The 26,335-nt window shown below is 69.6% G+C and carries 22 protein-coding genes; 13 read left to right on the forward strand and 9 right to left on the reverse strand.

Features of this window, described 5'->3' with window-relative positions; translation table 11 throughout:
• Window positions 1–118 precede the first annotated feature (118 nt).
• Window positions 119–1,507 (reverse strand): serine hydrolase domain-containing protein, encoded by a 1,389-nt coding sequence (locus tag ACYVBN_RS12560; protein WP_460600802.1) that lies wholly within the window; start codon window positions 1,505–1,507, stop codon window positions 119–121.
• Window positions 1,508–1,704: 197 nt separating this feature from the next.
• Here ACYVBN_RS12560 and ACYVBN_RS12565 point away from each other — a divergent pair, with 197 nt between their 5' ends.
• From ACYVBN_RS12565 to ACYVBN_RS12610, 10 genes are all read left to right on the forward strand, one after another.
• On the forward strand, window positions 1,705–3,315 hold the full coding sequence (locus ACYVBN_RS12565) for an ABC transporter substrate-binding protein (protein ID WP_460600803.1): 1,611 nt from the start codon (window positions 1,705–1,707) through the stop codon (window positions 3,313–3,315).
• A gap of 520 nt (window positions 3,316–3,835) precedes the next feature.
• Entirely contained in the window at window positions 3,836–5,455 is a 1,620-nt protein-coding gene (locus tag ACYVBN_RS12570; RefSeq protein WP_460600804.1) for an ABC transporter substrate-binding protein, read from the forward strand.
• A gap of 11 nt (window positions 5,456–5,466) precedes the next feature.
• On the forward strand, window positions 5,467–6,498 hold the full coding sequence (locus ACYVBN_RS12575; RefSeq protein WP_460600805.1) for an ABC transporter permease: 1,032 nt from the start codon (window positions 5,467–5,469) through the stop codon (window positions 6,496–6,498).
• 3 nt (window positions 6,499–6,501) lie between these two features.
• Complete coding sequence (locus ACYVBN_RS12580; RefSeq protein ID WP_460600806.1) at window positions 6,502–8,454, forward strand: dipeptide/oligopeptide/nickel ABC transporter permease/ATP-binding protein; 1,953 nt, start codon at window positions 6,502–6,504, stop codon at window positions 8,452–8,454.
• The gene (locus ACYVBN_RS12585) at window positions 8,451–9,224 is read left to right on the forward strand and encodes an ABC transporter ATP-binding protein (protein ID WP_440284074.1); all 774 of its coding nucleotides are present in this window, start codon (window positions 8,451–8,453) and stop codon (window positions 9,222–9,224) included. Before ACYVBN_RS12580 ends, ACYVBN_RS12585 begins: the two co-directional genes overlap by 4 nt.
• A complete protein-coding gene (locus ACYVBN_RS12590; protein ID WP_460600807.1) occupies window positions 9,221–12,574 on the forward strand; it encodes a serine hydrolase in 3,354 nt (1,117 codons plus the stop codon). Before ACYVBN_RS12585 ends, ACYVBN_RS12590 begins: the two co-directional genes overlap by 4 nt.
• A gap of 1 nt (window position 12,575) precedes the next feature.
• Window positions 12,576–13,715 carry a zinc-binding metallopeptidase family protein gene (locus tag ACYVBN_RS12595; protein WP_460600808.1) on the forward strand — a complete coding sequence of 380 codons (1,140 nt, stop codon included), beginning with the start codon at window positions 12,576–12,578 and terminating at the stop codon, window positions 13,713–13,715.
• Window positions 13,712–14,611, forward strand: coding sequence for a GNAT family N-acetyltransferase (locus ACYVBN_RS12600; protein ID WP_460600809.1), 900 nt, complete (start codon window positions 13,712–13,714; stop codon window positions 14,609–14,611). Before ACYVBN_RS12595 ends, ACYVBN_RS12600 begins: the two co-directional genes overlap by 4 nt.
• On the forward strand, window positions 14,608–15,714 hold the full coding sequence (gene menC / locus ACYVBN_RS12605) for an o-succinylbenzoate synthase (RefSeq protein WP_460600810.1): 1,107 nt from the start codon (window positions 14,608–14,610) through the stop codon (window positions 15,712–15,714). The genes ACYVBN_RS12600 and menC overlap by 4 nt, the downstream gene beginning before the upstream one ends.
• A gap of 70 nt (window positions 15,715–15,784) precedes the next feature.
• Entirely contained in the window at window positions 15,785–17,416 is a 1,632-nt protein-coding gene (locus ACYVBN_RS12610) for a PucR family transcriptional regulator (protein ID WP_460600811.1), read from the forward strand.
• 24 nt (window positions 17,417–17,440) lie between these two features.
• Here ACYVBN_RS12610 and ACYVBN_RS12615 read toward each other — a convergent pair whose 3' ends face one another.
• The 6 genes from ACYVBN_RS12615 to ACYVBN_RS12640 all read right to left on the reverse strand — a co-directional run bounded on the left by ACYVBN_RS12615 (window position 17,441) and on the right by ACYVBN_RS12640 (window position 22,098).
• Window positions 17,441–17,863: a PPOX class F420-dependent oxidoreductase gene (locus tag ACYVBN_RS12615; protein WP_460600812.1), complete on the reverse strand. Its 423-nt coding sequence runs from the start codon at window positions 17,861–17,863 to the stop codon at window positions 17,441–17,443.
• Between the two features lie 33 nt (window positions 17,864–17,896).
• Window positions 17,897–18,733, reverse strand: coding sequence for an Fpg/Nei family DNA glycosylase (locus ACYVBN_RS12620; protein ID WP_460600813.1), 837 nt, complete (start codon window positions 18,731–18,733; stop codon window positions 17,897–17,899).
• 4 nt (window positions 18,734–18,737) lie between these two features.
• Complete coding sequence (gene panD, locus ACYVBN_RS12625; RefSeq protein WP_460600814.1) at window positions 18,738–19,151, reverse strand: aspartate 1-decarboxylase; 414 nt, start codon at window positions 19,149–19,151, stop codon at window positions 18,738–18,740.
• 166 nt (window positions 19,152–19,317) lie between these two features.
• Window positions 19,318–20,370 carry a type 2 periplasmic-binding domain-containing protein gene (locus ACYVBN_RS12630; RefSeq protein WP_460600815.1) on the reverse strand — a complete coding sequence of 351 codons (1,053 nt, stop codon included), beginning with the start codon at window positions 20,368–20,370 and terminating at the stop codon, window positions 19,318–19,320.
• Window positions 20,371–20,408: 38 nt separating this feature from the next.
• Window positions 20,409–21,305: an ABC transporter permease gene (locus tag ACYVBN_RS12635; protein ID WP_440283569.1), complete on the reverse strand. Its 897-nt coding sequence runs from the start codon at window positions 21,303–21,305 to the stop codon at window positions 20,409–20,411.
• The gene (locus ACYVBN_RS12640) at window positions 21,295–22,098 is read right to left on the reverse strand and encodes an ABC transporter ATP-binding protein (RefSeq protein WP_440283570.1); all 804 of its coding nucleotides are present in this window, start codon (window positions 22,096–22,098) and stop codon (window positions 21,295–21,297) included. The genes ACYVBN_RS12635 and ACYVBN_RS12640 overlap by 11 nt, the downstream gene beginning before the upstream one ends.
• Before the next feature lie 188 nt (window positions 22,099–22,286).
• Between ACYVBN_RS12640 and ACYVBN_RS12645 the strand changes: the two genes are divergently transcribed.
• Both ACYVBN_RS12645 and ACYVBN_RS12650 read left to right on the forward strand, forming a co-directional pair.
• Window positions 22,287–23,918: an ATP-binding protein gene (locus tag ACYVBN_RS12645; RefSeq protein ID WP_460600816.1), complete on the forward strand. Its 1,632-nt coding sequence runs from the start codon at window positions 22,287–22,289 to the stop codon at window positions 23,916–23,918.
• A complete protein-coding gene (locus ACYVBN_RS12650; protein WP_460600817.1) occupies window positions 23,915–24,577 on the forward strand; it encodes a response regulator in 663 nt (220 codons plus the stop codon). Before ACYVBN_RS12645 ends, ACYVBN_RS12650 begins: the two co-directional genes overlap by 4 nt.
• A 19-nt stretch (window positions 24,578–24,596) precedes the next feature.
• Here the strand turns inward: ACYVBN_RS12650 and ACYVBN_RS12655 are convergent, their stop codons facing one another.
• Window positions 24,597–25,397 carry a spermidine synthase gene (locus ACYVBN_RS12655; protein WP_460600818.1) on the reverse strand — a complete coding sequence of 267 codons (801 nt, stop codon included), beginning with the start codon at window positions 25,395–25,397 and terminating at the stop codon, window positions 24,597–24,599.
• Window positions 25,398–25,460: 63 nt separating this feature from the next.
• On the opposite strand from ACYVBN_RS12655, the gene ACYVBN_RS12660 reads away from it, so the two are divergent.
• Window positions 25,461–25,694, forward strand: a complete 234-nt coding sequence (locus ACYVBN_RS12660) for a DUF2283 domain-containing protein (RefSeq protein WP_440283574.1) — start codon at window positions 25,461–25,463, stop codon at window positions 25,692–25,694.
• A 42-nt stretch (window positions 25,695–25,736) separates the two neighbouring features.
• Here ACYVBN_RS12660 and ACYVBN_RS12665 read toward each other — a convergent pair.
• A partial coding sequence (locus ACYVBN_RS12665) for an HNH endonuclease (RefSeq protein WP_460600819.1) occupies window positions 25,737–26,335 on the reverse strand: 599 nt, incomplete at its 5' end.

A 26,335-nucleotide genomic window follows, 5' to 3' on the forward strand; every position in this document is an offset into this window, starting at 1 on the left:
GCAGCCTCAGGGGAGCATCAACTCGACGCCGGCGGCCACCGCGAAAGCAGCTCCGGTCGGTGCGATCGCCTGCCCTCGTCCGGCAGCGAGTATGCCGCCGACGCCGAGTGCGTCCCGCTCACGCGGTCACGCGGCGGTCGGCACGCCCGGTGTGCAGGTAGAGAGCGCGGCCGTGTCCGTCGTCGCCGACGAAGGCGTGCGGCATGTACATGCCCATCGTCGGAGTGCTCGGCAGGAGGGTGTCGCCGCGCCAGGGCAGCAACTCGACCGTCTCCGGGTTCGGCGCCATCTCGGCGAAGATGCCCTTCATCACCTGCTCCAGCCAGATGCGGCCCTGCTGATCGACCGTGACCGTCGAGTCCGACACCGACGAGCTGTAGGTGCCCTCGATCCGGTGCGGGGCCGGCGCCGGGCCGGCCGCCTCCTGCGGTGCAGGGTTCGCCGGGACGACGACACCGGTGAGTTCGCTGAGGATTCGACGCATGAGCGCGTCATACAGGGTGAACGGGTTGCCGCCGTTGGTGAGGATCGCGACCGCGACGTCCTGGTCCGGCACCAGCCGCAGGAAGGACGCCTGGCCGACGGTGTTGCCGTCGTGCCCGATGACGGGGCCGCCGTCCCACGCGTTGTACTCCCAGCCCAACCCCCAGTCGGTGCCGAGCAGTCCGAGGTCCGGGAGGTGGACCTGCGGCTGCTGCATCGCCGTGGTCGAGGCCTGGGACAGCACCCTGGTGCCGTCCGGCGCCGTGCCGCCCGCCATGTGCATGGCCGCGAAAGTCACCAGGTCCCGAGCACTCATCGACAGCATCGACCCCGCCGGGGAATTGGAGCGGGCCAGGTTCCAGGCCGGCGCCGGCACGAAGTCGCCATCCGGTCCGGGGACGTGTCCGAGCGCCGCGCGGAAGCGGATCGCCTCGTACGCATCGGTCGCGAAGTGCGCCATACCGAGTGGTTCGGCGATGCGCTCCCGCAGGACGGTGTTGTACGGCGCGCCCCGCAGCACCTCCACCAGGCGGCCGAGCATGATGAAGCCGGCGTTGTTGTAGGAGAAGCGTTCACCCGGCGGGAAGAGCTGCGGTGCTTTCGCGAGCAACGGCACGAATTTCTCCACGCAGTCGTCGCCCATGCCGGTGTCGTCGAAGTAGTCACCCTCGAAACCTGCTGTGTGGCAGAGCAATTGCCGCACCGTGAGGCTGGCCGCGGCATCCTCGTCCGCGATGACGAAGTCGGGGACATAGGTCCGGAACGGCCGGTCCAGGTCGACCAGCCCGTCGTCGACCAGTTGCATCACCAGGGTCGCGGTGAACACCTTGGTGGCAGAGCCGATCTGGAACACGGAGTCGTCGGTGGCTGCGACGTCGGTCCCGTTGTTCAGCACTCCCGTCGCGTGACTCACCACCGTGCCGTCGGCGAGTATGGCGACGGCGGCGGCAGGGATCTGTGCCTCATCGATGAGACGGGGCAATGCGGCGCCGAGCCAGGAATCCAGCTCTTGCAGTGTCGACATGGTCTTCCTCTCGCGATCGACCGACCGGACAGCAGTCACCGGCCGACACCCAGTGAAGTCGATGCGCGCCGACCGTGCCTTGTCCGCGGCGACAACATGGCGCACACCGATTCGTCGCGCGCGACGAACCACCGCCACCGGACCGGGGGCAGGCTGGCCGGCAACGGTTGCATCCCGCCTCGCACAAGGAGCGCCACATGGCCAGTTCAACCACTCGCAGCTCCATGACGTGGGGGCTGCTCGCCGGCGGCTGTGCCGTCGTCGTCGCCATCAGCGGGTGCTCCTCAGGATCGCAGGGCGCCACCGGCTCCCGATCCGGTGGCAAGGTGGTCGACGGCGCGACGTTCGCGATGGCGCTGAACTCCGACCCGGGCAACCTGGATCCGCAGGGATCGGCGTCCAACAACGTGCTGCAGATCGCGGCGCTGGCCTACGACTCACTGGTCAGTGTGAGCGCGAAAGGCACCATCCAGCCGCAGCTGGCCAGCAGCTGGAAAGTCAGCGGCAAGACCGTCAGCCTGACGCTGAAGCAGGGGGTCACCTGCTCGGACGGCTCCGCCTTCACCGCTGCGCAGGCGGCGCAGAACATCAACTACGTCGGAGACCCGAAGAACAAGAGCCCGCTCGCGGGCGCCTTCCTCCCGGCGGGGGCCACGGCCGAAGCGGCGGGCAGCACGGTCACGATCACGCTGCCGGGTGCTGCTCCGTTCGTCCTCAACGGCCTGGCCTCGTTGCCGATGGTGTGCGCCAAGGGCATGGCCGACCGCACGTCGCTGAGCCGGTCGACCGACGGCACCGGTCCCTACCAGCTGACCAACGCCACACCCAACAGCTCCTACACCTTCGTCAAGCGGGCCGGTTACCGCTGGGGACCGGCGGGCGCGAAGACCTCGACCGCGGGTATGCCGGCGAAGATCGAGCTGCGCGTCATCACCAACGAGTCGACGGCGGCCAACCTGATGCTGTCCGGGCAGCTCAATGCGGGCACGTTCATCGGCCCCGACATCTCCCGGTTGCAGTCGGCGGGGCTCTTCTCCGTGTCGACCGCGACGATCATCGGGGAGACGTGGTTCAACCACGCGGCGGCCCGCGCCACTTCCGATCCGAAGGTGCGTCAAGCACTTGCGATGGCCACCGACAACACGCAGCTGCAGAAGGTGCTGACCTCGGGCCGCGGGTCCGCGCCGACCACCTTCGCCGTCTCACCGCCGGCCGCATGCACCGGCAATTCGGTCGCCCCGGCGATGCCGAAATTCGATCTGGCGAAGGCGAAGTCGCTCCTCGAGGCGGACGGCTGGACCGCCGGGTCGGGTGGCTACCGCAGCAAGGGCGGCAAACAACTGTCGGTGCGGTTCCTCTACAGCACGACCTTCGGGTCGGCCGGTTCGTCGGCCGCCGAGCTCGCCGCCGCGCAGTGGAAGAAGCTCGGGGTGAAGGTGGATATGGCGGGACAGGACACCAATACGCTGTTGTCGACCATCTTCACGACCGGCAACTGGGACATCGGCTGGGTGCCCTTGAACGTCAATTCCCCCGATCAACTGGTCGGTTTCATGTCCGGCCCGGCGGCGCCGAAGGGCAACAACTTCGCGGGGATCGACAACCCGACATACCGGGCCGAGGTGGCGAAGGCGGAGACCATGGCCGGTGCAGCCGGTTGCGGTCATTGGCTCGCCGCGGAGAGCAGCCTGGTCAAGGCCGCCGACGTCATACCGTGGGCCAACCAGAACCGGCTGACCTTCGGCAAGGGAACGACGTTCGAACTCAACGGCGTCCTGCAGCCGACCAGTATCCGCATGGTCCGCTGACACCTGCTGGGGCCCGAACCCCTCGGCCGGGGAGGTCTGGTCCAGTACTCCGGCGCCGTACCAAACCTTCCCCAGGGCAGAGATCGGTACGGGTCCGGCTCCCGGCCCGTACCAAACCTTCCCCAGGGCAGAGATCGGCACGGGTCCGGCTCCCAGCCCGTACCAAACCTTCCCCAGGGCAGAGATCGGCACGGGTCCGGCTCCCAGCCCGTACCAAACCTTCCCCAGGGCAGAGATTGGTGCGGGTCCGGCTCCCGGCCCGTACCAAACCTTCCCCAGGGCAGAGATCGGCACGGGTCCGGCTCCCAGCCCGTACCAAACCTTCCCCAGGGCAGACATCGGTCCGGGCGTATGGCGCCCCGGGCGTCGACGGGCTCGGATGGTGGGCAACGACAAGTCCGGGGCATGCATTTCGTCGCTTTGCACGAACCGCGGCCGGCGGCGCGGGGGCAGGCTGTTCGACCATCACCACCCGCTCGATACGGAACCCGAGTACGAGCACCCGAGTACGAGGAGCGTCATGCGCACGTCGAACCGCAGTCGCCGCGGGCTTGCCGTCCCGCTCGCCGTCGGATGTGCCACGGTCACCGGGATCACCGCGATCACCGGATGTTCAGGTGGCGGCAGCTCGGCCGGTGGCTCCGGACCGGTCGTCACCGGAGGCACCTTCACCCTCGGCATGAGCTCGGACCCCGGCAACCTGGATCCGCAGATGAACACCTCCAGCGCCCTCTTCCAGATGAGCATGCTGGCCTACGACTCGCTGCTCGGGCAGGACTCGCACGGCAAGATCGTGCCCCAGCTGGCCAGCTCCTGGAAGGTGGCCGGCAAGAAGGCGACGCTGACCATCGCACCGGGCATCACCTGCTCCGACGGTTCGAAGTTCACCGCGGCGACCGCCGCTGCGAACATCAACTTCATCACCGACCCCAAGAACAAGAGTCCGTTCGCCGGTGTCTTCATCCCGGCCGGAGCGAAGGCGACCAGCGACACCGCCGGCAACACCGTGACGCTGACCGTCCCGACGCCGGCACCCTTCATCCTCAACTCGCTGGCGACCATGCCGATGGTGTGCGCCAAGGGCCTGACCCACCGGGCGTCGTTGGCCGCCGCGAGCGACGGCACCGGCCCTTACGTCCTCGAGCAGGCCCAGCCCAACAGCCGATACACCTTCCGTAAGCGCGCCGGGTACAGCTGGGGTCCGGCCGGAGCCGGCACCGCGACCAAGGGGATGCCGGACAAGGTCGTGGTGCAGATCGTCCCGAACATGAGCACCCAGGCCAACCTGCTGCTCGCCGGCCAGCTCAACGCGGCCACCATCACCGGCCCCGACCTCAAGCGCGTGCAGGCGGCGAAGCTCTACTCGGTCGCCTCACCGGCCGTCGTCGGGCAGCAGTGGTTCAACCACAACTCGACACGTCCGACCGCCGACCCGAAGGTGCGCGAGGCACTGAGCCGGGCCGTGGACTACACCGAATTGCGGCGGGTCCTCACCTCCGACCAGGGATCGGCGCCCACGACGTTCGCCGCCACCTCGCCGGCCGTGTGCCCCGGCAACTCGATCGGCCCGGCGCTGCCGAAGACCGATCTGGCCGGGGCCAAGGCACTGCTGGAGGCCGGCGGCTGGGCCATGGGTACCGACGGCTACCGGCACAAGGGCGGCCGGCAACTCGCCCTCACCTTCGTCTACAACACCGACTCCGGAGCTGCGGGTGCGTCGGCGGCCGAATTGGCCGCGGCGCAGTGGAAGAAGCTGGGCGTCAACACCACCCTGACCCCGCAGGACCATGCGACCCTGATCAGCACGTTGTTCAACACCGGCAACTGGGACATCGCCTGGGAAGGCCTCAATGTCAGCGCGCCCGACCAATTGATCGGCTTTCTCTCCGGGCCGGTCGCACCGAACGGCAGCAACTTCTCCGGCGTGCACAACGCCACCTACAACAGCAAGGTCGCGCTGGCCGAGACCCAGCAGGGCCGGGCGAGCTGCCCGGCGTGGCTGGCCGCCGAAGCCGGCCTCGTCGAGAACTTCGACGTCATCCCGTTCGCGAACCTGAACGCCTACACCTTCGGCAAGGGCGCGACGTTCCAGCAGGTCGGCGGCGATCTCCTGCCGACCACGTTCCGGATGGTCCGCTGAGGTCCGCGGCCGTGACAACCACCTCATCGGCAACTTCCTCAACCACCCCGCCGGCTCCGGTCGCTCCGGCCCGCCCGACGGCATCCGGCCTGCGGGACAACGCGTGGGTGCGCTTCGCGATCCGGCGTGCGGGCCAACTGCTCGTCTCGTTGTGGGCGCTGGTCACGGCGTCGTTCCTGATGATTCACCTGGTGCCCGGCGATCCCGTGCGGGCGTCGCTCGGTATGACGGCACCGCAGGCGCTGGTCAACGCGCGGCGGCAGGAGCTGGGGCTCGACGACCCACTCCTGGTGCAGTACTGGCACTACCTGGGCGACCTCTTCTCCGGCGACTTCGGCATCTCCATGTCGTCACAACTGCCGGTGTCACAGGTCATCTCGCAGCGGCTGCCCGCGACCCTGTCCCTCGCGGTGGCCGCGTTCGTGCTGGCGCTGCTGATCGCCATACCGCTCGGCGCGCTCATGGGGGTGCTCACCCGCGGCGGCCGCGCGCAGCGCACCGAGCTCGGCTTCACCACCGTGAGCGTCATCATCGGTGCCATCCCCGACTTCGTCGTGTGCGTCATCCTGGTCTGGATCTTCGGGGTGAACCTGCACCTGCTCCCCGTGGCCGGCAAGTCCGGGCTGGACTCCTACGTGCTGCCGGTGGTCGCTCTGGCGGTCGGCCCCGGCGTGATCCTGGCCCGGATCCTGCGCGTGGAGATGATCGCGGTGCTGCGCGCCGACTACGTCCGGACGGCGCGCGCCAAGCGGCTGCCGGCCGTCACCATCTACCTCAAGCACGCGCTGCCGAACGCGCTGACCGCGACGCTGACGCTCAGCGGGCTGTTGCTCAGTGGACTCATCGCCGGCACGGTCCTGGTCGAGAACGTCTTCGCCTGGCCGGGGCTCGGCAGCACCATCGTGTCGTCCATCCAGAACAAGGACTATCCCGTCGTCCAGGCCATCGTGCTGGTGTATGGCGTGCTGGTCCTGCTGATCAACCTGGTCGTCGACATCGCGCTCGCGCTGCTCGACCCACGTTCGACGATCCGGGAGAACTGAGCCATGGCAGCCAACCTCGCGACCGAGATCGTGTCGACGGGAACCCGTCGCAGCAACCGTCCGCGGTGGCTGACCGTGATGGCGACACCGGTCGGAGCAGCAGCGACCGTCGCGCTCACCGCGCTGTTGGTGCTGGCCGTCGTGGCGCCGATGCTCTGGTCGGACTGGGCGAACCGGACCGACACCGCGCAGATCCTGCACGGCCCGTCGGGCGCACACTGGGCGGGCACCGACAACCTGGGCCGCGACATCCTCGCCCGGGTGCTGGTCGCCACCCGGCTGTCGGTCGAGCTGGCACTCCTCGCCACGCTGATCATGGTGGCGGCCGGCCTGGTGCTCGGCACCCTCGGCGTGCTCTTCGGCCGACGGGTCGGACGGGTCGTGGCGGCGGTGATCAACATCGCGGTCGCGTTCCCGGGGCTGCTGTTGGCGCTGTTCTTCGCGGTCATCTTCGGGATCGGCACCAAGGGAGCCGTGCTGGCGATCGGATTCGCCGGTGCACCCGGTTTCGCCCGGCTGGTCCAGACGCTGGTCGCCGGGGTCGAGCCGCGCGATTTCGTGCTCGCCGCCCGCGTCGCCGGCGTCAACCGGTTCCGGATCCTGGTGCGGCACGTGCTGCCGAACGTCGGGGAGGCGCTGATCGTGAACGCCACGATCGGCGCGGGTGCCGCCCTGCTGGCCTTCGCCGGGCTGTCCTTCCTCGGGCTCGGCGTGCAGCCGCCGAACTACGACTGGGGGCAGCTGCTGGGCAACGGCCTGACCGGCATCTTCGAGCACCCGATCGCCGCACTGGCACCCGGCATCGCCGTGGTGCTGGCCGGGCTGGCGTTCAACTTCTTCGGCGAGGCGATGGCCAAGGGCATCGGCGTCACCACCACCCTCGGCAAGCTGCGGCTGCCGGTGCTCAAGCCTCCGGAGGAGGGCGCCATACCCACGGACGAGCACGCGGACGACATGGTGCTGCGGGTGCAGGATCTGCGCGTCAGCTTCCCGACCGCGCACGGGGCGATCACCCCGGTCCGCGGTGTCAGCTTCGGTATGGCGCGTGGCGAGGCCGTCGGCGTCGTCGGCGAATCCGGATCGGGCAAGTCGCTGACCGCGCTCGCGGTCGCCCAGCTGATCGAGCGACCGGCCCGGGTCAGCGCCACCGAACTCAGCTTCCTGGGCACGGACCTGCGCCGCGGCGCCACCCGTGCCGACCGCGAGCTGCTCGGCATCCGCTTCTCGATGATCTTCCAGGACCCGATGACGTCGATGAACCCCACGCTGCGCGTCGGCGGCCAGCTGGCCGAGGTCGCCCGCCGGCACGGTGGCCTCTCCCGGGCGCAGGCGACGGACCGCGCCGTCGACCGGCTGGACGCGGTGCAGATCCCGGATCCGAAGCGGCGGGCCGGCCAGTATCCGCACGAGTTCTCCGGCGGCATGCGGCAACGCGCGATGATCGGCATGGGCCTGATGGGCGACCCGGCGCTGATCGTCGCCGACGAGCCGACGACCGCCCTGGACGTGACCGTGCAGAGCCGGGTGCTGCAGCTGCTGGAATCGATCCGCCGGGAGCAGGACGTCGCGCTGCTGCTGATCAGCCACGACATCTCGGTGGTGCGGCAGGTGTGCGACCGCGTGCTGGTGATGTATGCCGGGCAGATCGTCGAGGACCTGCCGACGCAGGACCTGCATGCGTCGGCCCGCCACCCCTACACCCGCGCACTCATCTCGGTGGTGCCGGACATGCACACCGCGCTGGACGAGCCGCTGGCCGTCATACCGGGCCGGGCGCCGGACCCGGCGTCGTTCCCGGCCGGATGCGCCTTCGCCGCGCGCTGCCCGCTGGCCACCGACCGCTGCCGGGAGCAGATGCCGCCGCTGGAGACCGACGCCGCCGGCCGGCGGGTGGCGTGCTGGCACGCCGACCAGCCGCAGCCGCTGACTCCGGAGAAAGCGAAGGCCGTGTCATGACTCAACTGCGCTTCGAGCACGTGTCCGTGCACTACGGCAGCCAGCGGCACGGCACGACGGCGGTGGACGACGTCAGCCTGACCGTGCCGGACGGCGAGATCGTCGGACTGGTGGGCGAATCCGGTTCCGGAAAGTCCACGCTCGGTCGCGCCGCGGTCGGGCTGGCACCGCTGTCCGGCGGCCGAATCACCCTCGACGGCGAGCCGGTGCCGTTGCGCGGCGCCCGCCGGCCGATCCAGATGGTCTTCCAGGACCCGTCCTCGTGCCTCGACCCGCGGATGACGATCGGCGCGAGCCTGCGCGAGACCATCCCGCGGCGGAACGCCGGCGGTGCGCCGCCGACCGACCGGGCCAAGGAGGTGACCCGGCTGCTGGACCTGGTGCAACTGGACCCCGACCTCGCCGCTGCCTACCCGAGCCAGTTGTCCGGGGGACAACGCCAACGCGTCGGCCTGGCCCGGGCGCTCGCCGCACGTCCGCAGGTCGTCATCGCCGATGAGATCACCTCGGCGCTCGACGTATCGGTGCAGGGCGCCGTCCTGAACCTGATCCGCGACCTGCAGCGTGAGCTGTCCACCTCGATGCTGTTCATCTCGCACAACCTGGCGGTCGTGCGGTACGTCGCCAGCAGCATCGCCGTCATGCGCCACGGCCGCATCGTCGAACACGGCCCGGCCGCCGAGGTTCTCACCAATCCCCAGCAGCCCTACACCCAGGAGCTGCTGGCCGCCATACCCGACTCCGTCCATCCCACGAGGAGAGCATCATGACCCGTCGCCTGCGCATCGCCGATCTGGCGGACATCGCGATCCCGGAGCAACCCGCTCTGTCCCCGGACGGTCACCGGGTGGCCTACGTGCTGCGGACCCAGGACCTGACCGCCGACAAACCCGTCACCAGCCTGTGGCAGGTCGGCACCGACGGCACGGCACCGGTGCGGCTGACCCAGGGACCCGCCGACAGCGCGCCGGCCTGGTCGCCGGACGGGTCGCAACTCGCCTTCCTGCGTGCGTCGGACGGACCGGCGCAGGCGTGGTTGCTGCCGGCCACGGGTGGCGAGGCCGCCCAGCTGACCGAGCTGCCGCTCGGCGCGGGCGCGCCGGTGTGGAGCCCGGACGGCACGCGCATCGCCTTCGCAGCGCCGGTGGACCGGGCCGCCCCGCAGGACGGTAAGGACAGCTCCGCCGCGCCGATCGTCACCAGCCGGGTCGACTACCAGGCCGACGGCGCCGGCTACCTGCGCCAGATGCGCAACCAGCTGCACGTCGTCACCGTGGCGGACAAGACGTGCCGGCAGGTCACCGACGGCGATTGGCATGCAGGAGAACCGGATTGGTCGCCCGACGGCACACACCTCGCCTTCCCGGCCGGTATGGCGGACGACGCGGACCTGCGGCTGGTCATCCCGGTCCACCGGGTCGACGTCTCCGGCTCCTGGTCGCAGCCGGAGCTGCTCGGCTTCGCCGACGGAGTCGCGCAATCAGCGACCTGGACCGCTGACGGCACGGAACTGCTGGTCATCGGCAGTGCCACCGGCCCGACCGGTCAGGCGGGTCTCTACCGGTTGCCGGCAGAGGGGGCCGCCGCGGTGCCCGCCGCCGAACTCGTCGACCTCGCCGGGCCGCTGGACCGCAACGTGATGAGCGGAGGCCCGGCATACCCGGGCGCCGCGCCGCAACTGATCGACGACGACCGCGCCGTGCTCTTCTGCGTCCGTGACCGCGGCTGCACCCACCTCTACCGGGCCGACCTCGGGACGGGCGCACCGGAGTTGGTCCTGGGCGGCGCCGACCGGGTGGTCGCCGGGGCGTCGGCCGCCGGCGGGACGGTCGCCGTGGTGCTCAGCACCCCGACCTCGCTCGGCGAGGTCGTCACCCTGGACCTGGCGACCGGTGAGCAGGTCGTGCGGACCGAGCACGGCGCGCCGCTGGCGGACGTCGAGTGGTTCCAACGTGATTCACGCGAGTTCCACATCTCCGACGGCACCGTCGTGCAGGGCTGGTTGATGCGGGACCCGGCGCGGACCGGGCCACGCCCGCTGCTGCTGGACGTGCACGGTGGCCCGCACAACGCGTGGAACGGCGCCGCCGACGACATGCACCTCTACCACCAGGAGCTGGTCGCGCGCGGCTGGAACGTGCTGCTGCTCAACCCGCGCGCCAGCGACGGCTACGGTGCCGGCTTCTTCAGCGCGACCGTCGGCGCATGGGGCACCGGCGACGCCGCGGACTTCCTCGAGCCGCTGGACGCACTCGTCGCCGAAGGCATCGCCGACGCCGACCATCTCGCGATCAGCGGTTACAGCTATGGCGGTTTCATGACCTGCTACCTGACCAGTCGCGACTCGCGCTTCGCGGCCGCCGTCACCGGTGGGGTGTGCGCCGACCTGCAGAGCCTCGCGGGAACCTCCGACGCAGGGCATCTGCTGGCGGCATACGAACTGGACGAGCCGACCCGGCAGCCGTCGGCGCGGATGGACGCGATGTCGCCGTTCAGCAAGGTCACCGACGTGACCACACCGACCCTGGTCCTGCAGGGTGCGGCCGACGTGCGCTGCCCGGTCGGCCAGGCGCAACAGTGGTTCTCCGCGCTGCGGGAGCAGGGCGTGCCCACGACATTGGTGCTCTACCCGGAGGGGTCGCACCTCTTCCCGGTGAACGGCCGGCCGTCGCACCGGGTCGACTTCAACCACCGCGTCCTGGACTGGGTCGAGCAGTATGCCGGCACCGGCGCCCGGCGTCCGAAGCTGGACCGGGCCCACTGGCAGCGCCGGCTGACGACGCTGGCCCGCCGGCACAAGGTGCCCGGCGCCCAACTCGGGATCTTGCGGCTCGACGAGCCGCAGGACGACCTGATCGAGGTGGCGACCGGCGTGCTCAACGTCGACACCGGCGCCGAGGTGACACCCGACTCGCTCTTCCAGATCGGCTCGATCACCAAGGTCTGGACCGCGACCGTCGCGATGCAGCTGGTCGACGAGGGGAAGCTGTCGCTGGACGCACCCGTGCTCGACGTGCTGCCCGAGTTGGAGCTCGCCGACCCCGAGGTGACCAAGCAGGTCACCCTGCGGCACCTGCTCACCCACACCAGCGGCATCGACGGTGACATCTTCACCGACACCGGGCGCGGCGACGACTGTCTGAGCAAGTATGTCGACCTGCTCGCTGACGCAGCGCAGAACCATCCGCTCGGAGCGACCTGGTCCTACTGCAACTCCGGCTTCTCGATGATCGGCCTGATGATCGAGAAGGTCACCGGTCAGACGTGGGACACGGCGATCCGTGAGCGGTTGTTCACCCCGCTGGGGCTGAAGCGCACGGTCACCCTGCCGGAGGAAGTGTTGCTGCACGGTGCCGCGGTCGGGCACCTCGGAGAGGGTGACGAGCCGGCCAGGGTCGCGCCCATCTCATTCCTGCCGCGCTCGGTCGGGCCGGCCGGACTCATCTCCTCCACGGTCGGCGACGTGCTGGCCTTCGCCCGGATGCACCTGATGGGCGGTGCGTCCCCGGACGGCGGCTCGGTGCTGCGCCCGGAGACCACCGCGGCGATGCAGGAACAGCACGCGCAGTTGCCGGACACGCACTCGCTCGGTGACTCCTGGGGGCTGGGCTGGATCCGCTTCGGCTGGTCGGGGCAGCGTCTCTTCGGGCACGACGGCAACACGATCGGCCAGTCGGCGTTCCTGCGGGTGCTGCCCGGGCAGAAGCTCGCGGTCGCGCTGCTGACCAACGGCGGCAACACCCGCGACCTCTATCAGGACCTCTACCGCGAGATCTTCGCCGAGGTGGCCGGGATCGAGATGCAGGAGCCGCTGGCGCCCCCGGCCGAGCCGGTCGACGTGGACATCACGCCGTGGGTGGGCACCTACCGCCGTGAGTCGATGACCATCGAGGTCCTCGCGGACGCGGAGGGGCCGCGGCTGCGGGCCACGGTGAGCGGCCCGGTCGCCGCGACGATGGAGGACCCGACCGAGGAGGCGCGGCTGGTGCCCGTGGACACCGACTTGTTCGTGATGCGTCTGCCGGGGGTCGAGACGTGGACGCCCGTGACGTTCTACCGGCCCGACGGGCAGCGGCGTTACGTCCACTTCGGGGCACGCGCCACGCCGGAAGTCTCCTGACGTGGAGTTGCTCCAGCGTTTCGAGGACGCACTGCCGCGGATCGTCGACGACATACGGACACTGGTGCGTTGCGAGTCGCCCTCGGATGATCTGGCGGCAGTGGCCGCGAGTGCCGAGCTGACCGCCGAGCTCGGCACTGCCCGGCTCGGGCACGAACCGGAGCGCATCGTGCTGGACGGCCGGACCCATCTGCGGTGGCGTCTCGGGGCCGGCCCGCGGCGGGTGCTGGTGTTGTGTCATCACGACACGGTCTGGCCGGTCGGGAGTCTGGCGACGCACCCGTGCGAGGTGACCGATGGGGTGCTGCGCGGTCCGGGTTGCTTCGACATGAAGACCGGGACGGTGATGGCCCTGCATGCGCTGGCGACGCTGCCGGACACCGACGGTGTCACCGTCCTGGTGACCGGTGACGAGGAGCTCGGTTCGCCGAGCTCCCGGTCGCTGATCGAGGACGAGGCGCGTGGCTGCGACGCCACCCTGGTGCTCGAATCCGCAGGGCCCGTAGGGGCGTTGAAGACCGAACGGAAGGGCGTCTCGCTCTATCGGGTGGCCGCGGCCGGACGGGCGGCGCACGCCGGTCTCGAGCCCGAGAGGGGAGTGAACGCGAGCCTCGAGCTGGCCTGCCAGCTCACCCGGGTCGCCGCGCTGAGCCGGCCCGAGCTGGGCACCACCGTCACCCCCACGGCCCTGCACGCGGGAACCACCACCAATACCGTGCCGGCGAGCGGGCACTTCGCGGTCGATGTGCGCGCCCGCACCGCAGCGGAGCAGGAGCGTGTCGACACCGCCATCAGGTCGCTGCAGCCGCACCTGCCCGGAGCGCAGTTGGAGATCACCGGTGGACCGAATCGTCCGGTGCTGGAAGCGGTTTCGTCCGCTGCGCTCTTCGAACGGGTATGCCGCATCGCGGCCGAGCAGGGTCTCCCGACGCCGGCGCAGGTGTCGGTCGGGGGCGCCTCGGACGGCAACTTCACCGCCGGTGTCGGCGTACCGACGCTCGACGGCCTGGGCGCCAGCGGCGGCGGGGCGCACGCCGACGACGAACATGTGCTGGTGGGCGAACTACCTTCTCGCATCGCCCTGTTGGCCGCACTGCTGGCGGATCTGCTCGGCATTCCGCAGGGTTCGGTGGACCGGTGACGAGCCTGGACGCGCCGGCGATCCTGGCCGAGGAGCAGGCCACCCGGGCCGCCCGCGCCGCCGGCATCACCGTCCGCACGGCGACCGGACTGAACGAAATCACTGCGGTCGAGGAGCTCTACGAACAGATATGGCGTTCGCAGGACAACGCGCCGATCGGCACCGAGATGCTCCGGGCGCTGTCGAAGGCCGGCAACTACATCGGTGTCGCCCACGCCGGTGACGCGGTGGTCGGAGCGTGCGTGGGCTTCTTCGCACCGCCGTCCGATCGCACCCTGCACAGCCACATCGCCGGGGTGCTGCCGCGCAGCGCCCGTCGCGGCGTCGGCTACGCGCTGAAGTTGCACCAGCGGGCCTGGGCACTGCGCCGGGGGATCGACGTCATCGAATGGACCTTCGACCCGTTGATCGCCCGCAACGCCTACTTCAACCTGGTCAAGCTCGGCGGACGGCCGGCGGAGTATCTGCCCAACTTCTACGGCGGGATGCGGGACCGGATCAACACCGGCGACGACACCGACCGGCTGCTGCTGCAATGGCACCTGCAGGAGCCCGCGGTGGTCGCCGCCTGTTCCACGCACTGGCAGCCTCTACAGGTCGCCCGGCTGGACGGCCCCGGTTGCGCGGTGGCCCTCGGACGCGGGACGGGCGGGGAGCCGGTCCCCGGCGTCACGGAAGCGCCGACCCTGCTCGTCGCCGTCCCGCCCGACGTGGAACAGCTGCGCGGCAGCGACCCGGCACTGGCGACCGCGTGGCGGTTCGCCGTGCGCGACGCGCTCGGCGGACTGCTCGCCCGCGGTGCCCGTGCGCGCGCCTTCACCCGGGACGGCTGGTACGTGCTCGAGACCGGCACACCGGAGACCCCGAATCACCGACGAGGAGAGACAACGCCATGAAGCTGACCGGAATCGAACTGCGCCGGGTGGCGATGCCGTTGGTCGCGCCCTTCCGGACCTCGTTCGGGGTGCAACGCGCACGCGACATCTTGCTGGTCCGTGCCGTCGGTGATCAGTCGGAGGGCTGGGGCGAATGCGTCGCGATGAGCGACCCGCTCTATTCGCCCGAGTATGTCGACGCCGCCGCCGACGTGATGCGTCGCTTCCTCATCCCGGCGCTCGCGCAGCCGGACCGGCTCGACGCGGCCCGGGTCGGCACGCTGCTGCACGGCTTCAAGGGACACCGCATGGCCAAGTGTGCGCTGGAGGCCGCCGTCCTGGACGCCGAACTGCGGGCCGAGGGCCGGCCGCTGGCCAGAGAACTGGGTGCAGTCCGGGAGCAGGTGCCGTGCGGCGTCTCGGTGGGGATCATGGACTCGGTCCCGCAGCTGCTGGACGCGGTCGGTGGTTACCTGGAGGCCGGTTATGTGCGGATCAAGCTCAAGATCGAGCCGGGTTGGGACGTCGAGCCGGTCCGCGCGGTCCGCGAACGGTTCGGGGACGACGTGCTGCTCCAGGTGGACGCCAACACGGCATACACGCTGGCCGACGCGGGGCAGCTGGCGCGACTGGATCCCTTCGAGCTGCTGCTGATCGAGCAGCCACTCGACGAGGAGGACGTGCTGGGCCACGCCGAGCTGGCGAAAACGGTGCGCACGCCGATCTGCCTGGATGAGTCGATCACGTCCGCCGCGACGGCGGCCGCTGCGATCAGGCTGGGTGCCTGCCGGATCGTCAACATCAAGCCAGGTCGGGTCGGGGGTTATCTCGAGGCGCGCCGCATCCACGACGTATGCCGGGCGCACGGCATCGCGGTCTGGTGCGGCGGCATGTTGGAGACCGGCATCGGCAGGGCCGCGAACGTCGCGCTCGCGGCGCTGCCCGGCTTCACCCTGCCGGGCGACACGTCCGCGTCGGACCGGTATTTCAGCACCGACCTGACCGAGCCGTTCGTGCTGCAGGACGGGCACCTGCCGGTGCCGACCGGTCCCGGGCTCGGCGTTGCGCCGCAGCCGGACCGGCTGGCCGAGTTCACCACGTCCACCGAATGGATCCCGCTGTAACACAACGAGTTTCAGCAGGACCGCCCGCACGATGCGCGGGACCTTGTAGCGTCATCTGGTGGTGGTGTCGATGAGCGGACGGCCCGGAGCCGACCTGACGCGGCTGCTCGAGGAGCTGGGCAGCACGCTGCTCGAGCTCGTGCATGCGCCGGCGTCCTCACCCGGCGGCGTCCGCGGCCCCATCTCGGCCGCACCGATCCATGACCCGGTCGACCGGGAACAGGTCCTCCCCGATGCACTGGTGCTCGGTGTCGGCGTGTCCGGCACCGACCGGATCGTGGCGTTGCTGCGCGACCTCGGTGAACAGGCAGCGGCCGGCCTCGTCGTCCGTGCGCCGGTCGCCCCGGACCCGCAACTGCGGGCCGCCGTCGAGGTGAGCGGTGTGGCGCTGTTGGCCTTCACGCGAGGTGCGTCCTGGACGCAGCTGAGCGCGCTGCTGCGGGCGTTGCTCGCCGAGGGCGAGGTCGGCGCCACCGAGTCGGAGACCCTGGGCGGGTTGCCGTCCGGCGACCTGTTCGCGGTGGCGAACGCGATCGCGGCCCTGCTGGACGCACCGATCACGATCGAGGACCGCAACTCCCGTGTGCTGGCCTTCTCCGGGCGCCAGGACGAGGCCGATTCGTCCCGGGTCGAAACCATCCTGGGGCGCCAGGTGCCCGAGCGTTATGCACGCCTGCTGTCCGAGCAGGGGGTCTTCCGCGAGCTCTATCGCACCGACCAGCCCGTCTACATCGAGCCGCTGCCGGCGACGGGCGTCACCATGGCGCGTGCCGCGATCGCGGTCCGTGCCGGCGACGAACTGCTCGGCTCCCTGTGGGCGGCGGTGCACGAACGGCTCAGCCCCGAGCGGCATCGCGCCTTCTGTGAGGCGGCCAAACTCGTCGCCCTGCATCTGCTGCAACAGCGTGCCGGGTCCGATGTCGAGCGACGGCTGCGGGCCGACCTGTTGGGGACCGCCCTGGAGGGCGGCGTCGGTGCACGCGGTGCCCTCGACCGTCTGGGCCTGGCGGATCAGCCCATGGTGGTGCTGGCGCTCACGGTCGACGGTCAGGCCACCCCGAGCGGCCCGGCCGGCGCCGAGGTGGTCGGCGAGCGGCAGCGGTTGAGTGACGCCTTCGCGATGCACCTGGGTGCGGTCCACCCGTCGTCGGCCGTGGCCGCCCTCAGCGACGTCGTTTACGGGCTGGTGCCGCTGCCGCACCAGGGCGAGCGGTATGCCGTCGGCATCGCGACCGAGTTCTTGGACCGCATCGGCGGCCGTGGGCAGCATGCGTTCATCGGCGTGAGCCCGGTCGCCGAGGACATCTCGGGGCTGGCGCGTGCCCGGGGTGCGGTGGACCGCGTGCTGCGGGTGCTGCGCGAACGCAAGGGTCCCCGGGTGGCGCAGTTGGCAGACGTGCACGTGGAGTCGTTGATGCTGGAACTGCGGGACCTTGTCGCCGCCCGTGGTGACCAGCCGACCGGGCCGGTCGCCCGGCTGCTGTCCTACGACGCCGCCCACAACACCAGCCTGGTGCAGACCCTTCGTGCCTGGCTGGACAACTTCGGCGACACCGTCGCGGCGTCGGCCAGCGTGTACGTGCACCCCAATACATTCCGTTACCGACTGCGCCGTGTCGCCGAGATCGGCCAGCTGGACCTGGACGACTCCGAAGCCCGCTTCGCGGCGATGCTGCAGTTGCGAGCCGTCGTCTCGCGCTGACGCTCCGGGCCTACGCGCGGCGGTTCAGCGGACCAGGCCGTAGACCCGCTCCACCCGCAGGTGCAGCGGCACCCGGTGATCGGCGACCATCGCGCGGCGATAGTCGTCCCAGTCGTCGTGCTCACCGGCGATGGACCGGTAGATCGACACCAGTTCGTCGGCGCTGGCGTCGTCCGCAGCGGTCGCGACCGGCAGGACGGTCGCCGTCACGTCGGCGGCGGCATACGACCAGCCGGAGCTGGCGTTGACGAGCACGGTGGCACGCCGATCACGGCGCAGATTGGCGGTTTTCGCGCGACCGTCGGTGACCGATACGCGGATCAGGTCGCGTTCGCGGTCGTAGGTGTAGCTGACGTTGGACAGTTGCGGTCGCCCGTCGCGGCGGATCGTGGCGAGTGTGGCCAGGTTGCTGTCGGCGAGCAGGTCGCGCAATGCGTCGTCGGTCATGGTCCCCATCTTGCCGCGTGTCGGGCGAGATGGTCAGTCCCTGACGGTGCGCCTGCGAGACCGGGGCTGGCACTGCTTGCACCAGAAGAGGTTCCGGCCGGCGAGGATCGTGGTGCTGACCGGCGTGCCGCACACGAGGCACGCCTGGCCGGCCCGTCGGTAGACGTAGACCTCGCCGCCGTGCTTGTCGACCCGCGGCTCACGCCCCATCGCCTCGGGAGTGTGCTCCGGATGAACGGTGTCGATCCGGCCGTCGCGCACGCCCAGGGGCATCAACTCGATCAGGTCGTCCCACAGCAGGTCGAATTCCGCACCGCGCAGGAACTTCCCGGGCATGAACGGGTCGATGTGGTGCCGGTAGAGCGTCTCGGCGCGGTAGATGTTCCCGACACCGGCGAAGATCTTCTGGTCCATCATCAGCACGCCGATCGGACTGGCGGATCTGCGGATCCGGGCCCGCGCGACCTCGGGGTCGGCGTCGGGGCGCAGCGGGTCGGGGCCGAGCGCGGCGACCGTCGCGGCAATCTGCTCGGGCGAACTCAGCTCGCACAGGTTGGGCCCACGCAGCTCCATGGTGACGTCCGGGGTGAAGGCGGTCAGCCGCCAGCGGGCGTTGTCGGTCGCCGGGTCGGCTTCGGGGAAGAAGGAGAACTTCCCGATCAGTCCGAGATGGATGTGCACCTGCTCGGGCAGGTCCTCGAACGCGATGTACATGTGCTTGCCGAAGGCCTGGGCGGTGTCGAAGACGTGGCCGTCGACCAGCGCGGCGCCGGTGAACTTGCCCTGCGGAGAGGTGGATCGCACTTGTCTGCCACCGAACTCACGGTTGAGCTCACCGCTGATGCGGTGGGTGACATGTCCCTCCGGCATACGTTCAGGAGGCGACGCGTGCGGACTTCAGGCCGCTGCCGGCGGGGGCGAAGCCGGGGTCGTCGCCGATGGAGACCTGCTTGTTGGCGGCGTCGACGAAGACGACCGAACCCTTGAAGTTGCGTGCTTCGGCGTCGTCGACCTGGCCGTAGCCGATGATGATGACCAGGTCGTCGGGCGCCACCAGGTGCGCCGCGGCGCCGTTGATGCCGATGATGCCGCTGCCCGCCTCACCGGTGATGACGTAGGTCGACAGGCGGTTGCCGTTGGTGACGTCGACGACGTCGACCTTTTCGCCCTCGAGGAGGTCCGCGGCGTGCATCAGGTCGGCGTCGATGGTGATGGAGCCGACGTAGTCCAGGTCGGCCTGGGTCACGGTCGCGCGGTGGATCTTGGACTTCATCATCGTCCGGAGCATGGAGTAGAGGGTACCGGCGCTCACGCTGGTCGAGTGCCCGGAGGGAGCGAAGCGGAAGGAGCGTGTATCGAGACCGAGACGTCGCGCTCTCGGTCTCGATACGCGGCTTCCCCCGCTTCGCTCCTCCAGCCGCACTCGACCAGCGAGCCCGCTCGATCAGCGTGGTTTACGAATCGGCCTTCTGGGCGAACTCGGTCGTGTAGGTCTTGCTGATGTCGATCTGGTCCTTCTTGGGCTTGACCGCCGGTGAGAAGGAGCCCAGCACATTCAGCGCGTTCTTCGCGCCCGATTCGTCCATCAGCCCGTCGTCGGTGAACATCCGCTTGGAGTCGTTCAGCGCCTGCACGTACAGGCTCGGGTCGCTGCCCTTGTAGTCGGCCGGCAGTTTGTCGGAGATCTGCTGTGCGCTGTGGGTGTGGATCCACTTCAGGGTTTTGACGAACGCGTTGGCCAGTTTCTGCACGGTCTGCGGGTTCTGCTTGACGTAGTCGCAGGACATGTAGAGCGAGCTGGCCGGGTAGAGCCCGCCGAGCGCCTTCCGGGTGCCCGCCTCGGTGCGCATGTCGAGCAGGACCTTGCCGACCCCGGTCTTGGTCAGCTGGGCGACGGTCGGGTCCGTCGTCATACCGGCGTTGATGCCGCCGGACTTCATCGAGGCGATGAAGGTCGCGTCCGCGCCGGCCTTGACGGTCGTGTACCCGGTGCTGGGTATGCCGGCCTTGCCGGTCAGGTACTGGGTGAGGAAGTCAGTCGAGCTGCCCTGGCTGGTCACGCCGAGCTTCTTGCCCTTGAAGTCCTTGGCGGAGGTGATGGAGCCGGCGTCCTTGCTGGAGACCATCTCGACCTCACCCGGAACGTTCGCGAACTGCACGACGCTCTCCAGGCACTTGCCCTTGGCCTGCATGTCGATGGTGTGGTCGTAGAAGCCGACGACACCCTGCGCCTTGTCGGCGATCAGTGCCGTCTCGGCGGTGACACCGGCCGGGGTGTCGATCAACGACACGTCGAGGCCCTGGTCCTTGAAGTAGCCCAACTTGTCGGTGAGCGCGGCGGGCAGGTAGATCACCTTGCTCATGCCGCCGACCATGATCTTGACCGAGGCATGGGAGCCGCCGGCGCTGGCTCCGCCCGCGGGCTCGTCCTTCTGGGTGGCGCAGCCACCGAGGGCGAGGGCCCCCGCCATACCGACTGCGGCGATTCCGGCGAACTTCTTGTGCATGAGTTTTCCTGACTGTGAGTAACGGTGGGCAGGGCTGGTCAGACCGCGACGGTCTCGGTCTGCGACGGCGGGCGCCACTTGAGCAGGCGGCGTTCGAGGTAACCGAGGACGAGCTCGGCGATGAGCGCCATGACGGTGCTGATGACCATGCCGGCGTAGATGGCGGCTGCGTCGAAGGCGCTCAGACCCGTGGAGATGAGCAGTCCGACGCCCTTGGTCGAGCCGGCGAACTCACCGACGATCGCGCCGATGAGGGCGAAGCCGAAGGCGGTGTGCAGCGAGGCGAGGATCCACGACGTGGCGCTGGGTACGACGATCGAACGCAAAACCTGCAGTCGGCCGGCCCCGAGGATGCGGGCGTTGTTGACCAGGTTGCGGTCGACCTCCCGGGCGCCCTGGAAGGCGTTGAAGAAGACCGGGAAGAAGACCAGGACCGCTGCGGTCGCGATCTTGGACTCCATGCCGAGCCCGAACCACAGGATGAAGATCGCCGAGAGGACGATGCGCGGCACGGCGTTGGCGGCCTGGATGAACGGTGAGAGGACCTCAGAGCACAGTCGCGCCCGGCCCAGCAGGATGCCCAGCACGATGGCGAGCACCGCACCGATGAGGAATCCGTAGACCGCCTCCTGGAAGGTCACCCAGATCTGCGTCCAGATCGAACCCTGTGCGGTGCCGTCGGTGAACCAGGTGACCAGCTTCTTCCAGATGAGGCTCGGCTTGGAGTAGAAGAACGGGTCGAACCACAGGCTGACCGAGATCTCCCAGAAGGCGATCACGCCGGCGAGGACCAGCACGCGCAGCGCGTAGACCATCGACTTGTGCCGGCGCAGCTGGGCGCGTGGGTCCTGGGGCTGCAACGGGGTCGTCATACGACCATCGGTGGCTCCGGCCTCGGCTGTGCCGGGTGCGTCGATCGTGGAGTTACGCGACACGGGATGCTCCTTGTGCTCGGGCGGCCTCGACCTCGGAGGACAGCGACTTCCAGACCTTGGAGTAGGTGTCGATGAACTCCGGCGTGAGCCGCAGTTCCTCGACGTTGCGCGGCCGGGGCAGCTGGATGCGGAAGTCGTCCTTGATGCGGGCCGGACTCGCCGTCATCACGACGACGCGGTCGGCCAGCGCGATGGCCTCCTCGAGGTCGTGGGTCACGAAGATGACGGCGGTGCCGGTGCCGGACCACAGCTCGAGCAGCTCGTTCTGCATGAGCGCGCGGGTCTGTACGTCGAGCGCTGAGAACGGCTCGTCCATCAGCAGGATCTTCGGCTCGTTGACCAGCGTCTGCGCGAGCGCGACGCGCTTGCGCATGCCGCCGGACAGCTGGTGCATGTAGGACTTCTCGAAGCCGGCCAGGCCGACCCGGGTGATCCAGTCCATGGCCTTCTCGTGGGCCTCGGCCTTGGGAACGCCGCGCCACATCGGTCCGGCGGCGACGTTGGCCAGCACGTTGCGCCAGGGCAGCATCGCGTCGGCCTGGAACATGTAACCGACGCCGTCCGGGATCCCTTGCACCGCAGCGCCGTTCACGCGAACGACGCCGTCGGACGGTGGCTCGAGCCCGGAGACGAGGGACAAGGTGGTGGACTTGCCGCAGCCGGTCGGACCGACGACGGCCACGAACTCTCCGGGGTCGACGGTCATGGTGATGTCGGCGGCGGCGACGTGGATGCCACCACCGGCCTTCACGAAGCGTTTGGTCGCGTGCGACAGCTCGACGAGGTGCGACATACGCGTCCTTTCTGTGCGGGGAGGCTGTGACCCCACTCACATCGGTGAGGGCACGGCGCAGGACGCTAGGGGCCCGTCACGGGTGCTGTCTGCGTTGCGAGCGTTGCCCGGTTTTCGCACGCTGAGCGCGTTCTGCACATTTCGCATCCGGGGCGTCGCTGCAGCTGAACGCCCTATCGTGGTCGGCCATGACCCGACCCCGGCGGATGCCGTTCACCCGCCAGATGATGATGCTGCAGGTCGCCGTCGTGGCGGCCCTGGGCGTGGTGAGCCTGCTCGTCGCCGGCTTCTTCCTGCGGTCCACCCTGCAGCACCAGTACGAGCAACGCGCCCTGTCGGTGGCCCGCACCATCGCCGCCGACCGCGAGCTCGGAGATCTGGTCGCCGCGGACGAGCAGTCGCGTGTGCAGCAGATCGCCGGCGCCCAGGAGCGGTCCGCGCACGCGCTGTTCGTGGTGATCACCAATGACCGCGGCGTGCGGCTGGCGCATCCGAACCCGGACGAGATCGGCAAGATGGTGAGCACCGACCCGGAGGAGGCGCTGGCGGGCCGGGAGAACGTCTCGATCGAGCGCGGCACGCTGGGCCTGTCCGCCCGTGGCAAGGTGCCGTTGCGCGACTCGTCCGGCCGGATCGTCGGCGAGATCAGTGTCGGTTTCGCGGCGACGGACATTCACGACGCATTGGTGCGGGTGCTGTTCATCGTGTTGCCGTGGGCGCTGGCGGCGGTGCTGATCGCCGTCCTGCTGACCGCGCTGCTCGGTCGTCGGCTCAAGCGGCTGACGCTGGGCCTGGAGCCGTCGGAGGTCGCGGACCTGGTGCGGGAGCGGGAGGCGGTGTTGCACGGCATCAGTGAGGGTGTGCTGGCGGTTGACACCGAACGCCGGGTCACCATGTGCAACGCCGAGGCGATCCGGTTGCTCGGCAAGGAAGTTCGCTTGGGCGCCGACCTCGACGATCTCGCGCTCGCTCCGGACCTGCAACGTCTGATGCGGCATCCGGCGGAGGACGGCCGGGCCGTCACCGCAGTGTCCGGGCGGCGGGTGCTGGTGGCCAAGCATCGGCCGGTGGCGCTGGACGACGGGACGGACCTCGGCGGTGTGCTGACCGTCCAGGACCGGACCGAGCTCGAGCAGCTGACCAGCGAGCTGGCCGGCGTGCGGAGTATGACGAGCGCGCTGCGCGCGCAGCGGCACGAGTTCGCCAATCGGATGCACACCGTGATGGGGCTGCTGCACACGTCGAACGTGCAGGATGCGATCGAATACCTCAGCGACAGTGTCAAATTCGCACACAGTGAGGATGTGAGCGAGAACCCGGCGGTGCAGTCCAACACGATCCGGGCCTTCTTCGCCGGGAAGCAATCGGCGGCCGCCGAGTCCGGGGTGGCGTTGGTCTTGTCCGGGCAGAGCTGGGTGCCGCAGAAGCTGGTCGCGCCGGTGGAGGTGATCACCGTCCTGGGCAACCTGGTCGACAACGCGATCGAGGCCGCTCGCAGTTCGTCGGCGCGTCCGGCTCGGGTCGAGGTGGACCTGTTGTCCGAGGGCACCAAGCTGGTGATCTCGGTCGCCAACACCGGTGACGGGATCCCGGCCGAGCGGGCCGAGTCGATCTTCGTCGGTGGTGTGAGTTCGCGCGGTGAGGGGCGCGGCATGGGCCTGGCCATCGCGAGGACGACCGCGGAAGGGCTCGGCGGCCAGCTGCGGTTGAGTGCACTCGGTGCCGAGGGCGCGGAGACCGTGTTCGTCGCGGAGCTGCCGAACGTGTTGGAAGCGGCAGCGATTGAGCACGGCATGGGCGATGGTGAGGAAGGGCGATGACGAAGGTTCTTGTGGTGGACGACGATTTCCGGGTGGCGTCGGTCCACGCGTCATACGCCTCGTCGGTGGAGGGGTTCGAGGTGGTGGCGGTGGCGCACACTGCAGCGGATGCCCTGCGTGCCGTGGACGAACTGCGCCCGGATCTGGTGCTGCTGGACAACTACCTGCCGGACCGGTCTGGGCTGGAGGTGTGTGCGCAGCTCGCCGGCGCAGCGTGTGACGTCATGATGATCACCGCCGACGGTTCGGCCGAGTCGGTGCGGGCCGCACTGTCGGCCGGTGCGGTGAACTACTTGCTGAAGCCGTTCGGTGTCGACCAGTTGGTCCGCAGGTTGAAGGCGTGGCAGCGCTATCGCGGCCGGGTGCGTGACGGCTTGCTCGACCAGGACCAGATCGACACCGCGATGCGTGCGTTGCACGAGGGTGACCGGCCGCAGGCGCCGAAGGGGCAGTCGCCCGTGACGGCATCGCTGGTCCGGGATGCCCTGCAGGCCGCGCAGGGCCCGGTGTCCGCGGCGGACCTCGGCACCGAGTTGGGCATCGCCCGGGCCACCGCGCAGCGCTACCTCGCCGGACTCGTCGACGACGGGGTGGCCCTGATGCGGCTGCGGTACGGCGGCACCGGGCGCCCGGAGCACGAGTACGTGTGGCGGCGGTGATGTCCGCCGGGCGGCTCGGTCAGCGCGCGCGCCACGCGCCGAGGTCGGGCGGCGGCGGCGAGGCAGTGACGTCGTCGTCGGTGAACGGCTTCGCCGTGCCGCGCAGTGCTCCGGCTGCGCGGACCGTCGTGGTGGCTGCCAATCGGGTTGCGCGACGACGGATCTCGTCGATGTCCAGCGGACTCGTGGAGGCGATCACGACGTAGTTGCCGAAGCGCCGGCCTTTCATGACATCGGCCATGGCGAGCACAGCGGCATGATCGAAAGCATCTGCCAGCGTTGCCAACACACGGGCGAGGTAGTCGCGGCTGGGCTCATCGGCGAGGTTCAGCAACAGCAGGCCGCCGGGCTTCATGACTCGTCGGTAGTGCGCGATCGTGGTGGGGGTCAACAGGTCCGCGGGGACCCGGCCCTCGTCATACGCGTCGACGACGATGGCGTCCGCGGACGCGTCGAGCAGGGCGCGGACGCCGGAAGCGCCGTCCTGCGGCCGCACCCGGATGCGGTGGTTGCGGGGGAGTGGGAGTTCCCGGCGGACACACTCGGTCAGCGAAGCGTCCGGCTCGAGGACGATCTGCGGTGACCCCGGACGGGTGTGCTGCACGTAGCGGGCCAGAGTGAGCCCGGCGCCCCCGATGTGCGTGATGCCGGCCGGGCCGGCCGGCAGCAGGTCGATGCCGATCGCCAGTTGGGCGATGTATTCGAAGACGAGCAGCTCGGGGTCGTGCAGGTCCACGTGGGACTGCGGGTGCCCGTCGCGCAGCACGGTGACGCCGCCGCGCTCGTCCGGCTGGAAGTCGAAGTGCGGCTGGTCGGTCACGGCGTCAGCGTATGGGTTGGCTCGTCTGTCGCGTTTACCAGGGTTTTCGAGGAGTATCGGAGCATGCGGATAAGCCATGACCGGGAGGCCGACGCGGCATACGTCTATCTCGTCGACCCGATCGGCAGGGGCGAGGCAGTGAGAACGCACGTTGTGGACCTGCCCTTCCATCCCAACTCGATCACCCTGGATTTCGACGTGAACGGGCATCTTCTGGGCATGGAGGTCCTCGGCGCACACGACGTCCTGCGGCCCGCCACCTTGGCGCAGGCGCAGGACGTCAGCCAGCTGGAATGAGTTGCGGCGGCCGACGAGCGTTGATGGTGGCGGTCTTGATGCTCACAGCGCTGTGTGATCGGGAGCGATTTCGCGGACCAGCCCGCGCGCATTGACGACGCGACTGACGCCAGAGCCGTCGACGAGGTCGATCTGGCCGGCCTGCACTGATTCATGTGTCATACGGTCGATCATCCGCCTATGTGGCGTGCGGATCTCGCTTGGGGAGGGTCGTCGTGTTGTTGCAGGCTGCCGTTCCACATGATGTCGATCAAGACGCGTTCGGGGTGGGAGCGGGTGGGCGGTGGTAGGCCGGGTGGTGCGGGCGGTCGGCTGGTGGCGGCGGTGAGGCCGCCGATGGTGGTGATGGTTGCGGCTGCGGTGCCGGTGACGTGGTAGTCGGGGTTCCTTGACGTAGTTGCAGCGTTCGCACAGGCCTTGGCCGTTGCGTTCGGAAGTGTCGCCGCCGTCGGTGTGGCGTTGGATGTGGTCGATGTGTCGGATGGGGGCGGTGCACCAGGGGGTGCGGCAGGTGTGGTCGCGGAAGATGATCAGCCGGGACAGCAGGCCGGGGTAGCGGCGGGCGCGGGAGTCCATGCCGATGATGTCGCCGGTGCCGGGGTGGGTGAACAGGCGGCGGATCTGTGGGCCGGTGGGGTCGC

Source organism: Flexivirga lutea (assembly GCF_054778955.1).